At 70.5% G+C, this 13330-nt stretch carries 13 protein-coding genes; 10 read left to right on the top strand and 3 right to left on the bottom strand.

Going from position 1 to position 13330, the window contains the following annotated elements:
* Window positions 1–33 precede the first annotated feature (33 nt).
* Together msrP and QM782_RS03780 are read left to right on the top strand one after the other, a co-directional pair.
* Window positions 34–1032, top strand: a complete 999-nt coding sequence (gene msrP, locus QM782_RS03785; RefSeq protein ID WP_415201595.1) for a protein-methionine-sulfoxide reductase catalytic subunit MsrP — start codon at window positions 34–36, stop codon at window positions 1030–1032.
* A 1-nt stretch (window position 1033) separates the two neighbouring features.
* Entirely contained in the window at window positions 1034–1678 is a 645-nt protein-coding gene (locus tag QM782_RS03780) for a sulfite oxidase heme-binding subunit YedZ (RefSeq protein ID WP_415201594.1), read from the top strand.
* Here the strand turns inward: QM782_RS03780 and lysA are convergent.
* Window positions 1617–2909, bottom strand: coding sequence for a diaminopimelate decarboxylase (gene lysA / locus QM782_RS03775; RefSeq protein ID WP_415201593.1), 1293 nt, complete (start codon window positions 2907–2909; stop codon window positions 1617–1619). The two genes, QM782_RS03780 and lysA, sit on opposite strands and share 62 nt — an antisense overlap.
* A gap of 129 nt (window positions 2910–3038) precedes the next feature.
* On the bottom strand, window positions 3039–3236 hold the full coding sequence (locus QM782_RS03770) for a lipoprotein (protein WP_415201592.1): 198 nt from the start codon (window positions 3234–3236) through the stop codon (window positions 3039–3041).
* Window positions 3237–3282: 46 nt separating this feature from the next.
* Between QM782_RS03770 and cyaY the strand changes: the two genes are divergently transcribed.
* On the top strand, window positions 3283–3612 hold the full coding sequence (cyaY, locus tag QM782_RS03765; protein WP_415201591.1) for an iron donor protein CyaY: 330 nt from the start codon (window positions 3283–3285) through the stop codon (window positions 3610–3612).
* Here the strand turns inward: cyaY and QM782_RS03760 are convergent.
* Complete coding sequence (locus QM782_RS03760; protein ID WP_415201590.1) at window positions 3602–5995, bottom strand: penicillin-binding protein 1A; 2394 nt, start codon at window positions 5993–5995, stop codon at window positions 3602–3604. The genes cyaY and QM782_RS03760 overlap by 11 nt on opposite strands.
* A gap of 283 nt (window positions 5996–6278) precedes the next feature.
* Here QM782_RS03760 and QM782_RS03755 point away from each other — a divergent pair, with 283 nt between their 5' ends.
* The 7 genes from QM782_RS03755 (at window position 6279) to QM782_RS03725 (ending at window position 13325) form a co-directional block, all read left to right on the top strand.
* The gene (locus tag QM782_RS03755) at window positions 6279–7358 is read left to right on the top strand and encodes a pilus assembly protein PilM (protein ID WP_415201589.1); all 1080 of its coding nucleotides are present in this window, start codon (window positions 6279–6281) and stop codon (window positions 7356–7358) included.
* Window positions 7355–7951 carry a PilN domain-containing protein gene (locus QM782_RS03750; protein ID WP_415201588.1) on the top strand — a complete coding sequence of 199 codons (597 nt, stop codon included), beginning with the start codon at window positions 7355–7357 and terminating at the stop codon, window positions 7949–7951. Before QM782_RS03755 ends, QM782_RS03750 begins: the two co-directional genes overlap by 4 nt.
* 11 nt (window positions 7952–7962) lie before the next feature.
* Window positions 7963–8640: a type 4a pilus biogenesis protein PilO gene (locus QM782_RS03745; RefSeq protein ID WP_415201587.1), complete on the top strand. Its 678-nt coding sequence runs from the start codon at window positions 7963–7965 to the stop codon at window positions 8638–8640.
* Complete coding sequence (locus QM782_RS03740) at window positions 8637–9194, top strand: pilus assembly protein PilP (protein ID WP_415201586.1); 558 nt, start codon at window positions 8637–8639, stop codon at window positions 9192–9194. The genes QM782_RS03745 and QM782_RS03740 overlap by 4 nt, the downstream gene beginning before the upstream one ends.
* A complete protein-coding gene (gene pilQ / locus QM782_RS03735) occupies window positions 9191–11320 on the top strand; it encodes a type IV pilus secretin PilQ (RefSeq protein WP_415201585.1) in 2130 nt (709 codons plus the stop codon). The genes QM782_RS03740 and pilQ overlap by 4 nt, the downstream gene beginning before the upstream one ends.
* A 29-nt stretch (window positions 11321–11349) precedes the next feature.
* On the top strand, window positions 11350–11652 hold the full coding sequence (locus QM782_RS03730) for a hypothetical protein (protein WP_415201584.1): 303 nt from the start codon (window positions 11350–11352) through the stop codon (window positions 11650–11652).
* A gap of 104 nt (window positions 11653–11756) precedes the next feature.
* Window positions 11757–13325: a hypothetical protein gene (locus QM782_RS03725; RefSeq protein ID WP_415201583.1), complete on the top strand. Its 1569-nt coding sequence runs from the start codon at window positions 11757–11759 to the stop codon at window positions 13323–13325.
* Window positions 13326–13330 lie beyond the last annotated feature (5 nt).

Here is a 13330-nt window from a genome sequence, read left to right as displayed (position 1 = left end):
GGTCCGAAACGGGCGCACCCGCAGGAGCTTCGCATGCTGATCTGGACCCACGCCGACGGTTTCATCCATCCCCATGCCAGCGAGATCACGCCGCGGCGCGTGCATGCAGGCCGGCGCGAACTGATGCGCTGGATGGCCGGCGGTGCGGCCGGCGCCGCGCTGGCCGGCTGGGCCGCTCGCGCGGCCCTGGCCCAGCCGGTCGCGCGGCCGCACAGGCTGGCGCCGCTGCCGGGCGCGCGCTCCGCGGTGGCCGGCGCCATGACCATGGAGAAGCCGACCTCGTACGAGGATGCGAGCAGCTACAACAACTTCTACGAATTCGGCACCGACAAGTCCGACCCGGCCCGCAACGCCCACACGCTGAAGACCTCGCCCTGGACCGTGGAGATCGAGGGCCTGGTCAGGAAGCCCGGCGCGTACGCGCTGGAAGATCTGCTCAGGCTCTCGGCCCAGGAGGAGCGCATCTACCGCATGCGCTGCGTCGAGGGCTGGTCCATGGTCATCCCCTGGGTCGGCTATTCGCTGTCGGCCCTGATCCAGAAGGTGGAGCCGCAGCCGGGTGCCAGGTACGTGGAGTTCCTGAGCCTGGCCGATCCCAAGACCATGCCCTTCGTCGGCTCGCGCGTGCTCGAGTGGCCCTACGCCGAAGGCCTGCGCATGGACGAGGCCATGCACCCGCTGACGCTGCTGGCCTTCGGCATGTACGGCGAGGTGCTGCCCAAGCAGAACGGCGCGCCGGTGCGCCTGGTCGTGCCCTGGAAGTACGGCTTCAAGAGCGCCAAGAGCCTGGTCAAGATCCGGTTCGTCGAGAAACAGCCGGCGACGGCCTGGAACAAGGCCGCCGCGCACGAGTACGGTTTCTATTCCAACGTGAATCCCGACGTCGACCACCCGCGCTGGAGCCAGGCCACCGAACGCCGCATCGGCGAGGACGGCCTGTTCAGCAAGAAGCGCAAGACACTGTTGTTCAACGGCTACGAGCCGCAGGTCGGCCAGCTCTACGCCGGCATGGACCTGGCGAAGAACTTCTGACGTGAAGGCGCTGCTGCATCCGGCCGCCAAGCCGGTTGTGTTCGCGCTGTGCCTGCTGCCGTTCTGCTGGCTGGTGTTCGGCGCGTTCGCGGACCGGCTGGGCGCCAACCCGGCCGAGCACCTGATCCGCGCGACCGGCGACTGGACGCTGCGTTTCCTGTGCATCGTGCTGGCCGTCACGCCGCTGCGCGTGCTCGCGGGCTGGCCGGCGCTGGCGCGGCTGCGGCGCCCGCTGGGGCTGTTCGCGTACTTCTACGCCGTTCTGCACCTGCTGTGCTACGCCTGGTTCGACATGGGCTTCGAGGTGCCGGACATCGCCGCCGACATCGCCAAGCGGCCGTTCATCCTGGCCGGCTTCGCGGCGCTGGCGCTGCTGACGCTGCTGGCCGCGACCTCGTCCAACCGCGCGGTCAAGGCGCTGGGCGGGCGGCGCTGGCAGGCGCTGCACCGGCTGGTCTACGCGGCGGCCGGCCTGGCGCTGCTGCACTTCTTCTGGATGCGCGCGGGCAAGAACGACTTCGCCGAAGTCGCGGCCTATGCCGCCATCGTGGGCGCGCTATGGCTGTGGCGGCTGTGGCGCCGCTTCAGTCCGGCAGCAGCGTCTCGCCGCGCATCTGCGCCTGCGCGTCCTCGCGCGCGCGGATGAGCGTGGCGCGGCGTCCGTCGACCAGCACCTCGGCCGCGCGGCCGCGGGTGTTGTAGTTGCTGGCCATGCTCATGCAGTAGGCGCCTGCCGACAGCACGGCCAGCCGGTCGCCGGGCTGCACCGCGAGCGTGCGCTCGCGGCCCAGCCAGTCGCCGCTCTCGCAGACCGGGCCGACCACGTCGTAGGCGGTGGCCTGCGCATCCTGGCGCAGCGCCAGCGGCACGATCCGGTGGTAGGCCTCGTACATGGCCGGCCGCGGCAGGTCGTTCATGGCGGCGTCGACGATGCAGAAGTTCTTCTGCCCCCCGGGCTTGAGGTACAGCACCTCGGCCACGCACAGGCCGGCGTTGCCGACCAGCGAGCGGCCGGGCTCGATCATCAGCAGGCGCTCGCCGTAGCCACGCGCGTCGAGGCGGGCCAGCAGTTGCTGCCACAGCCCGTCGGCGCCGGGCGGCTCGGTGCCGTCCGGCGCGCCGTAGTCGATGCCCAGGCCGCCGCCGAAGTCGATGTGCTCGATCCGGATGCCGGCCGCCTCGATCGCATCGACCAGGTCCAGCACGCGGTCCATCGCATCCAGGTAGGGCGACGCCTGCGTGATCTGCGAGCCGATGTGGCAGTCGATGCCGACGATCCGCAGGCCCTCCAGCCCGGCGGCGTGGCGGTACAGCGCCAGCGCCTCGTCGTGCGCGACGCCGAACTTGTTGCCCTTGAGGCCGGTGGAGATGTAGGGGTGGGTTTGCGCATCCACGTCGGGATTCACGCGGATGCTGACCGGCGCCGTGCGGCCGGCCTGTAGCGCGACCTCGTTCAGCACGTCCAGCTCGGCCGCGCTCTCCACGTTGAAGCAGGCGATGCCGTGCACCAGCGCCTGTTGCATCTCCGCGCGCGTCTTGCCGACGCCGGAGAAGATGACCTTGGCCGGATCGCCGCCGGCCGCCAGCACCCGCGCCAGCTCGCCGCCCGAGACGATGTCGAAGCCGCAGCCCGCGCGGGCGAACAGCTGCAGCACGGCCAGCGTGGAGTTGGCCTTCATCGCGTAGCAGATGCGGGCGCGCCGGCCCGCGAAGCCGCGCTGGTAGGCCGCCAGCGCCGCCAGCATCGCGGCCTTGGAATACACGAACAGCGGCGTGCCGTGCAGGGCGGCCAGGTCGGCCACGCGCACGTCTTCCACGTGCAGCGCGCCGTCGCGGTAGTGGATCTGGGGGTGGCCGGGCAGGGGCGAGTCGGTCATGGCGAAGGGGTGGACGGGAATCCGGGGATCATAGGCAGCCGCCGTGCGGGTGGCCATGCATCACGCAAGGTCGTGCGGCCTCGCGGCCATGGATTTGAAGGACTGCCCGGCCGCGCGCCTTCAGCCGCTTCAGCTGCCGGGCAGCGGCAGCGGCGGAGTGGCCGGTTCGAGCGCCGGCAGCGGCTGTGCCGCCGCGGGCGCCGAGGCGGCCGACGCCGGCATGGACGGCCGCAGCGACTGCACCAGCGAGGCGCGGTTGGCGGCGGCCGGATCCTGGGAGAAGTACAGATCGCCCTTCTGCCCGCAGGCTGCGGCCAGCAGTGCCAAGATGGCGCTTCCTAGAATGTTCTTCACCCTCGACATCCCTGAAATTATGACCGACCCCGAATTCATGGACCGCGCCGAACGCCTGCTGGCGGCCGTGGAAGCCGGCTGCGACCGCATCAACGAAACCAGCGACGCCGACCTGGACAACCAGCGCGTCGGCGGCATGGTCACGCTGGTGTTCCCCAACCGCAGCCAGATCGTCGTGAACCTGCAGAAGCCGCTGCACGAGGTCTGGCTGGCCAGCCAGTCCGGCGGCTACCACTACCGGTTCGAGGACGGGCAGTGGCGCGACACCAAGGGCGGGGCCGAGTTCTTCGCCCAGCTGACGCAGGACGCCAGCGCCCAGGCCGGCCAGCCGGTGCGCTTCAGTTCCTGAACAGGTCCAGGATGCGGTTGCGCTCCTCGGCGGGGGGCGGCGCCACGGCGGCGCTGCCGTTGGCCGCCGGCAGCGCCGCATCCAGGCCCAGGCTGCCCACGCCGGTGTCGCGCGCGTATTCCTCGTAGAACCACTCGCCGCCGCTGTTGACCACGCCGGGCGGCGGCGCCGGCTGGCTCACCGGAACGCCCTTGAGGGCCTGCTCCATGAAGCTGATCCACACCGGCAGCGACAGGCCGCCGCCGGACTCGCGCGCGCCCAGGTTGCGCGGCTGGTCGTAGCCGATCCAGGCCACGGCCGCCAGCGTGGGCTGGTAGCCGGCGAACCAGGCGTCGATCGCGTCGTTGGTGGTGCCGGTCTTGCCGTACACGTCCGGGCGCTTGAGCATGGCCTGGGCGCGGGCGGCCGTGCCGCGCGAGGTCACCTCGCCCAGCAGCTGCGTCATCACGAAGGCGTTGCGCGCGGGGATCGCGCGCACGTTCTCGTCCAGCACCGGCGGCGTGGTTTCCACCAGCGTGCGGCCCCGGTGGTCGGTGACCTTGGCGATCAGCCAGGGGTTCACGCGGTAGCCGCCGTTGGCGAACACCGCATACGCGGCCGTCAGCTGCATCGGCGTGACCGAGCCGGCGCCCAGCGCCATCGTCAGGTAGGCCGGGTGGCGCTCGGCCTCGAAGCCGAAGCGCGTGATCCACTCCTGCGCGTTCTGCGGGCCCACGGCCTGCAGCACGCGGATGGAGATCATGTTCTTGGACTTGGCCAGGCCGGCGCGCAGCGTCATCGGGCCGTCGAACCGGCCGTCGGAGTTCTTCGGTTCCCAGGGCTGGCCGCCGGTGAAGCCGGCGTCGAAGAACAGCGGCGCGTCGTTGACCAGGGTCGCCGGCGTGAAGCCCTTCTCCAGCGCGGCCGAGTAGATGAAGGGCTTGAAGCTGGACCCCGGCTGGCGCCAGGCCTGCGTCGCATGGTTGAACTTGTTCTTCTGGAAGTCGAAGCCGCCGACCAGCGCGCGCACCGCGCCGGTGTGCGTGTCCATGGCCACGAAGGCGCCCTCGACCTCGGGCAGCTGGGTGATCTCCCAGGTGTTCCTGGGCGTCCTGACGACGCGGATCACGGCGCCACGGCGGATCTTGACGTTGGGCTGCGCACTGGCGGCCAGGCCGGACTGCGCCGGCCGCAGGCCCTCGCCGGTGATCTCGATCCGGTCGCCGTTGCCGCGCACGGCCAGCACGCGCTTCGGGCCGGCCTCCAGCACCACGGCCGACAGCACGTCGCCGTTGTCCGGGTGCTCCTGCAGCACGTCGTCGACCGCGTCGTCCATCTCGGCGGCGTCGCGCGGCAGTTCGATGAACTTCTCGGGGCCGCGGTAGATCTGCCGCCGCTCGAAATCCATGATGCCGCGGCGCAGCGCGTTGTAGGCGGCGATCTGGTCGGTGGAGGACAGCGTGGTGTAGACGTTCAGGCCGCGGGTGTAGGTGGCGTCTCCGTACTGCGCGTACATCAGCTGGCGCACCGTCTCGGCGACGAATTCGCCATGCACGCGCAGGCCTTCGCTGGGCGGGCGGATGTGCAGTTCCTCGTGCTTGGCGGCCTCGGCCTGCGCGGCGGTGATGAAGCCGTTCTCCTGCATGCGCTGGATGATGTAGAGCTGGCGCGTGCGGGCGCGGTTCGGGTTGCTGATCGGGTTGTAGGCCGACGGCGCCTTGGGCAGCCCGGCCAGCATGGCGGCCTCGGCGATCGTGATGTCCTGCAGCGGCTTGCCGAAGTAGGTTTCCGAGGCCGCCGCGAAGCCGTAGGCGCGGTTGCCCAGGAAGATCTGGTTCATGTAGATCTCCAGGATCTGGTCCTTGGAGAGCAGGTGCTCGAGCTTGAAGGTCAGCAGGATCTCGTAGATCTTGCGCGTGTAGGTCTTCTCGGAGGACAGGTACACGTTGCGCGCCACCTGCATCGTGATGGTCGAGGCACCCTGGCTCTTGAAGCGGCCCAGGTTGGCAACGGCCGCGCGCAGCACGCCCTTGTAGTCCACGCCGCCGTGCTCGTAGAAGCGCGCGTCCTCGATGGCCAGCACGGCATCCTTCATGATCTTGGGGATCTGCGTGATCGGCATCAGGTTGCGGCGCTCCTCGCCGAACTCGCCCAGCAGCGCGCCGTCGGCCGCGTACACGCGCAGCGGCAGCTTGGGCCGGTAGTCGGCCAGGTCGGAGATGTCGGGCAGGTTGGGATAGGCCACGGCCAGCGCCACGGCGGCCAGCAGCACCAGCGACACCACGCCGGCGGCGGCGATGGCCAGCGCCCAGGCCAGCACGCGCCCGGCCAGGGCCAGGGGGCCTTTGCGCGCGGCGGCGGAGCCGGCCTTGGAGGAGGTGCCGGAAGAGGGCTTGGGAGGCATAGGAATTCGAGGGGAGCGCGGGGTCTGGAAGGCTGTCGCGCAGGCTGCCGGAGGTCTGTGCGCGGCCCGCCATTTTGCCTCGGCGCTGCGGTGGCTGCCGGGGCCCGGCCATGCCCCCAGGGCGTTCGGCCGCGGCGTTCAGAAGGGCCCGCTGCGCGTCGGCTTTTGACAACGCCGTGTCCGATTCCGGGGGCGCGAGTCGGTTCCCGTCAAACTGTTGCTGATAGTATTCAAAACGCTTGTCAGTATTTGTATCCATTTCCGACCGGTTCGGGGGCTTCGCTTGATATCTTTGGGGACGCTCTTCAGTCGCAAGCCGGCGCCCCTGCTGGGGATCGACATCAGTTCTTCCAGCATCAAGCTGGTCGAGCTGGACCACGATCCGGCAGGCCAGCTGCTGCTGTCGCGCTGCGCGATCGAGCCGCTGGAGGCGGGCTGGATCACCGACGGCAACGTCGAGAAATTCGACGAGGTGGCGCAGGCGCTGCGCCGCCTGGTCAAGAAGAGCGGCACCCGCACCCGGAACGTGGCGCTGGCGCTGCCGCCCTCGGCCGTGATCACCAAGAAGCTGGTGATGCCGGGCGGGCTGACGGAGCAGGAGATGGAATTCCAGGTCGAGGCCGAGGCCAGCCAGTACATCCCGTTCCCGGTCGACGAGGTCAGCCTGGACTTCTGCGTGGTCGGCCCCAGCACCGGCGCGCCCGGCGACCTGGAGGTGCTGATCGCCGCCTCGCGCAAGGAGAAGGTGCAGGACCGCCAGGGCCTGGCCGAGGCCGCCGGGCTCAAGCCGGTGGTGCTGGACATCGAATCCTTCGCCTCGCGGCTGGCCGCGGGCCGGCTGATCGAGCGGCTGCCCGGCAAGGGCGCCGGCACCATCGTGGCGCTGTTCGAGATCGGCGCCATGACCGCCAGCATGCACGTGCTGCGCGACGACCAGGTGCTGTACGACCGCGACCAGCCGTTCGGCGGCGCGCAGCTGACGCAGATGATCGTGCGCCAGTACGGCTTCTCGCCCGAGGAGGCCGAGGCCAAGAAGCGCAGCGGCGAGCTGCCGCAGGACTATGCCGAGGTGGTGCTGGCGCCGTTCGTCGAGACGCTGGCGCACGACATCGGCCGCGCGCTGCAGTTCTTCTTCACCAGCACGCCGCACAACCGGGTCGACCACGTGATGCTGGCCGGCGGCTCGGCGCCGCTGGCCGGGCTGGTGGAGGCGGTCACGCAGCAGACCTCGTTCCCGTGCAGCCTGGTGAATCCGTTCGACGGCATGGAGATCGGCCAGGACGTGCGCGTGACCCGCCTGGGCCGCGAGGCGCCGGCCTACCTGACGTCGTGCGGGCTGGCGATGCGGAGATTCCTGCAGTGATCCTGATCAACCTGCTGCCGCACCGCGAGGCTGCCCGCAAGGCCCGCAAGGAGGCGTTCCACGTCATGCTGGGCCTGGCGGCGCTCGCCGGGCTGGCCGTGGGGGCGGTGATCTACCTGGGCTTCCAGGCGCGCATCGAGACACAGCAGGAGCGCAACCAGTTCCTGCGCAGCCAGATCCAGGCGCTGGACGTGCAGATCAAGGAAATCGCCAACATCGAGCAGGAGATCGCCTCGCTCACCGCGCGGCAGAAGGCGGTGGAGGATCTGCAGGCCGACCGCAACCTGCCGGTGCACCTGCTGAACGAACTGACCAAGGCGCTGCCGGCCGGTGTCTACATCACCAGCCTGCGCCAGGAGAACCAGGCGGTCACGCTGCAGGGCGTGGCGCAGTCGAACGAGCGCATCTCCGAGCTGCTGCGCAACCTGGCCGAGAACACTCCCTGGCTGTCCAGGCCGGACCTGTCCGAGATCGTGGCCGGCAACGTGGCACTGGGGCCGCGCGACAACCGGCGCGTGGCCAACTTCAACCTGCGCGTGCGGCTGGTGCGCGCCAGCGAGGTGCAGGCCGCCGCCGCGCCGGCCAAGCCCTGAGGAGCGCACGCGTGGCGACCCGGTCTCCCCCCCGCCCCCCACGGTTCAACGTCGCCGCGCAGTGGGCGCGGCTGGCCGGGCAGTTCCGCAACCTGCATCCGTCCGACGCCTCGCAATGGCCGGTGCTGCCGCGCACGCTGCTGCTGGCCTTCGTCGTGCTCGTCGCCCTGGCCATCGTGTGGTTCGCCTACCTGCGCAGCGTGGAGGACGAACTGACGAGTGCGCAGAACCAGGAGGCCGAGCTGCGCCAGGCCTACGAGGCGCGGCTGGTCAAGGCCGTGAACCTGGAGGCGCTGAAGAAGCAGCGCGAGCAGATCCAGCAGTACGTGACGCAGCTGGAGCGCCAGCTGCCGAGCAAGGCCGAGATGGCCGCGCTGCTGTCCGACGTGAACCAGGCCGGCCTCGGCCGCAACCTGCAGTTCGACCTGTTCCGCCCCGGGCAGGTGGTGGTGCGGCCGTACTACGCCGAACTGCCGATCACGCTGCGCGTGACCGGGCGCTTCCACGACATCGGCGCGTTCGCGGCCGACGTCGCCAACCTGTCGCGCATCGTCACGCTGAACAACATCGCCATCGTGCCGGCCCGCGACGGCGCGCTGACCATGGACGCCACGGCCCGCACCTTCCGCTACCTCGACGCCGACGAGATCGCCGCCCAGCAGGCCGCCGCCAAGGGGGCGTCGAAGTGACGCAGGTGACGCGCCGGCTGCGGTCCGGGCTGCTGGCGGGTGCCGCGCTGCTGGTGTTGGCCGGCTGCGGCGGCTCCGGCCCCGAGGAGCTGCAGCAGTGGATGGCCGAGCGGCGCACCCAGGTGCGCGCGCGCGTGACGCCGCTGATCGAACCCAAGCAATTCGTCCCCCAGGCCTACACGCAGGGCGATGCGGTCGACCCCTTCAGCGCGCAGCGGCTGGTGCAGGCGCTGCGCCAGGAGGGGCCGCAGAGCGCCGCCAACAGCGGGCTGATCACGCCCGAGCTGGCGCGCCGCAGGGAGCCGCTGGAGGCCTACCCGCTCGACGCCATGGCCATGGTCGGCAGCCTGCGCCGCGGCGGTGTGCCGGTGGCGCTGATCAGGATCGACAACCTGCTGTACCAGGTGCGCGTGGGCAACTACCTGGGCCAGAACTACGGCAAGGTCACGCGCATCGACGAATCGGAGGTGATCCTGCGCGAGATCGTGCAGGACGGCGGCGGCGAATGGACCGAGCGCACGGCGACTCTGCCGCTGCAGGAAGGGCGTAAATGAACAAGTACAAACCGATGCTGGCCGGCCTGGCCCGGTACACCGCCGTGCTGGCGCTGGCGCTGGCCTCCTGCGGGGCCTGGGCGCTGCCGGCCATCGAAGCCGTGAGCGGCGCGCTGCAGAACGGCACCGAGGTCGTGCGCATCGACCTCAGCGAGGCGCCCGCGGCGCTGCCGGCGGGGCTGGCGCTGCAGTCGCCGGCCCGCATCGCCCTGGACTTCCCGGGCGTGGTGACCTCGCTGCCGCGCACGCCGATCGAGCTGAACCAGGGCAACCTGCGCTCGGCCAGCGTGCTGAACGTGGGCGAGCGCTCGCGCGTGGTGCTGAACCTGCAGCAGGCCACCACCTACCGGGCGCAGCTGCAGGGCAATTCCATCCTGATCGTGCTCCAGCCGGTGGCCGCGGCGCAGCTGCCGGCCGCCACGCCGCTGTTCCCGGACGCCGGCGCCCATGGCCGCGCGCCGCTGCGCGACCTGGACTTCCGCCGCGGGCCCGACCAGACCGGCCGCGTGGTCGTGAGCCTGGGCAGCGCCCAGGTCGGCGTGGACGTGCGCCAGCAGGGCCAGAGCCTGGTCGTGGAGTTCCTGAATTCCTCGCTGCCCGAGGGCCTGCGCCGGCGGCTGGACGTGGCCGACTTCGACACCCCGGTGCAGACCATCTCCACCTTCGAGGTCGGCGACCGGGTGCGCATGGTGGTCGAGCCGCGCGGCGCCTGGGAGCACAGCGCCTACCAGAGCGACGGCCAGTTCGTCGTCGAGGTGCGGCCGCAGCGCGTGGACCCGACGCGGCTGAGCCAGGGCCCGGGCTTCTCGGGCGAGAAGCTGTCGCTGAACTTCCAGAACATCGAGGTCCGCTCGCTACTGCAGGTCATCGCCGACTTCACGAACTTCAACGTCGTCACCTCGGACTCGGTCACCGGCGCGGTGACGCTGCGCCTGAAGGACGTGCCCTGGGACCAGGCCCTGCAGATCATCATGGACGCCAAGGGCCTGGGCATGGAGAAGAACGGCAGCGTGCTGTGGATCGCGCCCAAAGACGAGATCGATGCGCGCAAGAAGCGCGACCTGGAGTCCGCCGCCGCGCTGGAGAACCTGGAGACGCTGCGCACCCAGTCGTTCCAGCTGAACTACGCGCGCGCCGTGGACATCGCGGCGCAGATCACCGGCACCGCCGCGGGCGGCGGCACCGGCGCCAGCCGCTTCCTCAGCGTGCGCGGCACGGCGATCCCGGAGCCGCGCACCAACCAGCTGTTCGTGACCGACGTGGCCAGCCGGATCGCCGCCGTCAACGAGCTGATCAAGAAGCTCGACGTGTCGGTGCGCCAGGTGCTGATCGAGGCGCGCATCGTCGAGGCCTCGGACACCTGGGGCAAGTCCATCGGCGTGCGGCTGGGCGGCGGCGACCTGCGGGCGCAGCGGGGCGGCGACGGGGGCTACCGCATCTCCGGCAACAACCGCGTGGCCCTCGGCACCAGCTACGGCAATGCCGTGGCCAGCGCGGGCATGGGCGGCACGGTCAACACCAGCAGCAACTTCGTGAACCTGCCGGCCGTGGCCCAGGGCAGCGCGACCGAGGCCGCGAGCTTCGCGGTGTCGATCTTCAATGCCGCGGCCAACCGCTTCCTGTCGCTGGAGCTGTCGGCCATGGAGGCCGACGGCAAGGGCAAGGTGGTGTCCAGCCCGCGCGTGGTGACGGCCGACCAGACCAAGGCGCTGATCGAGCAGGGCACCGAGCTGCCCTACCAGGTGGCCACCTCCAGCGGCGCGACCTCGATCGCGTTCCGCAAGGCCAACCTGAAGCTGGAGGTCACGCCGCAGATCACGCCCGAGGGCAACATCATCCTGGACCTGGACGTGAACAAGGACAGCGTGGGCCAGAGCACCTCGGCCGGCTTCGCGATCAACACCAAGCACATCAAGACCCAGGTGCTGGTGGAGAACGGCGGCACGGTCGTGATCGGCGGCATCTTCGAGCTGAGCGAGGTCGAGGACGTGACCAAGGTGCCGCTGCTGGGCGACATCCCGATCGCCGGCAACCTGTTCAAGAGCCGCACGCGGACGTCGAACAAGCAGGAGATGCTGATCTTCATCACGCCCAAGATGATTGCCGACCTGATGGCCGGTCGCTGAGCGACAACAGGACTTTCGAGGGGAGCACCATGCGTTGGATGCGGTATGTGGTGGCCACCGCGGCGGCCGGGTTGATGGCGGCCTGCGGCGGGGGCGGGGGCAGCGTGGGAACGACGGGCACAGGCACGGGCGGTGGTGGCGGCGGCACGACGCCGGTGGTGCCGACGATGGCGGTGGCCCTGGTGAACGGCGGTGGCACCGCCGTGTCGAGCATCAGCGCGGGCGGGGCCTTCGCCGCCCGCGCGACGCTGCGCAGCGCCGCCGGCGCGGCGATCGCGCGGCGCCTCGTGGCGTTCTCGGTGTCGGACGAGGCCATCGCCAGGCTGAGCTGACGCCCGCCACCGCGCTGACGAACGACCTCGGCATCGCCGAAGTCGCGATCGAGCCGGCCTCGATCTCGGCGCTGGGTGCGGCCAGCCTGAAGGCCGCGGCCACCGTGGACGGGGCCGAGGTCGCCGCGTCGCTGGATTTTGGAGTTTCCGCGTCCAGCCTGTCCTTGTCGGCGCTGACCGCGGCACCGGCGTCCTTGCCGTCCGGCGGCAATGCCACGGTGTCGACCACGGCGTCCATCGGCGGTGCGCCCGCTGCGGCGGTTCCGGTGAACGTCGCCTTCTCCGCGACCTGCGGCCGCATCAATGGGCAGAACGCCAGCGACGGCGGCGTCGGCGTGACGACCGATGGCAGCGGCACGGCCTCGGTGACCTACAGCGCGGTGGCGGCCGATGGCCGTCCCTGCAACGGCATGGTGACGCTGACCGCTTCCAGCCCGGGCGCGGCGGCGCAGTCCACCACCCTCAGCGTGGCCGTGCCGGTGGCCAATACGCTGACCTTCGTCGGCGCGACGCCGGAGCAGATCTTCATCGCCGGCACCGGTGCGGCCGAGCAGTCGGTCGTGCAGTTCCGGGTGCTGTCGTCCGTCGGCTCGGCGCTGGCCAACGTGCCGGTCCGCTTCAGCATCGAGACGAACCCCGGTGGCGTCGGCATCGGTGCTTCGGGCGCCACCGCCCCGGTGACCGCGACAAGCGACCAGGACGGGCTGGTGTCGGTGTCGCTGTTCTCCGGCACCATTCCCGGGCCGGTCAAGCTGCGTGCCGAACTGGCGGGGTCCAGCCCGCTGGTGTTTGCCGAGACGCAGAATCTGACGGTCGCGTCGGGCCCGCCGTCGCAGCGCTTCATGAGCCTGGCCGTCGGCCAGGCCGCCCTGGAAGGCTGGGGCAGGGACGGCAGTTCCACGACCCTCACGGTTCGCCTGGCGGACCGCCAGGGCAATGCCGTGGCGGATGGAACGGTCGTCAACTTCACGGCGGAGGGCGGCCAGGTGGTGCGCAGTTGCGCCACGACGCGCATCAACGGCATCTCGCAGTGCTCGGTCAGCTACGAGACCCAGAACCCGCGGCCGCTCGGCGGGCGGGTATCCGTGCTGGCGTATGCGTCCGGCACCAAAGACTACGTGGACGTGAACGGCAACAACATCTTCGATGCGGGGACCGATCACCTCATGCAGATGGGCGACGCGTACCGCGATGACAACGAGAACGGGACGGCCGACACCGGGGAGTTCTACGTGCCCCGCGGTGGCACAGGTGCCTGCCCTGCGGCAGGAGGGGCGTTCCCGTCGCGCCAGGATACCTGCGACGCCGGGCTGGCGACGACGGTCCGCCAGCAGGCGATCATCCTGTTCGCGTCGTCCCAGCCCTCCATCGTCTTCGAAAGTGCGACCGCGGGGAACTTCAGGTTCCTGCTGAGCAGCCTCGACAACCCGCGCAGCATCCCGATGCCGGCAGGCACGACGGTCAGCGCGACGGCGACGCCCAGCACCTGCACGGTGAAGGAAGTGGGCGGCTCGCCCCTGCCCAGCGCCCGGCCCACCGCCGGACGGCCCGACGAGCTCCTCGAGAGCCGCATCGTGTTGACGCTCGATGGATGCCAGGCCGGCAACAGCATTTCGATCCGCGTGACGGCACCTTCCGGCTTGACGACGACAATCGTCAAGAACGTGGAATGAGGTTG

The organism is Pseudorhodoferax sp. (assembly GCF_047601025.1).
Lineage (GTDB): Bacteria > Pseudomonadota > Gammaproteobacteria > Burkholderiales > Burkholderiaceae_C > Pseudorhodoferax.
The sequence above is the reverse complement of the archived record's forward strand: the minus strand, read 5'-3'. Positions and strand labels throughout refer to the sequence as shown.

Excerpts from the sequence above, each read along its gene's own strand:
- QM782_RS03760 (WP_415201590.1), bottom strand. The coding sequence starts at position 5,995 with ATGCCTCCCAAGCCCTCTTCCGGCACCTCCTCCAAGGCCGGCTCCGCC.
- cyaY (WP_415201591.1), top strand. The coding sequence starts at position 3,283 with ATGACCGACCCCGAATTCATGGACCGCGCCGAACGCCTGCTGGCGGCC.
- pilQ (WP_415201585.1), top strand. The coding sequence starts at position 9,191 with ATGAACAAGTACAAACCGATGCTGGCCGGCCTGGCCCGGTACACCGCC.
- QM782_RS03730 (WP_415201584.1), top strand. The coding sequence starts at position 11,350 with ATGCGTTGGATGCGGTATGTGGTGGCCACCGCGGCGGCCGGGTTGATG.
- lysA (WP_415201593.1), bottom strand. The coding sequence starts at position 2,909 with ATGACCGACTCGCCCCTGCCCGGCCACCCCCAGATCCACTACCGCGAC.
- msrP (WP_415201595.1), top strand. The coding sequence starts at position 34 with ATGCTGATCTGGACCCACGCCGACGGTTTCATCCATCCCCATGCCAGC.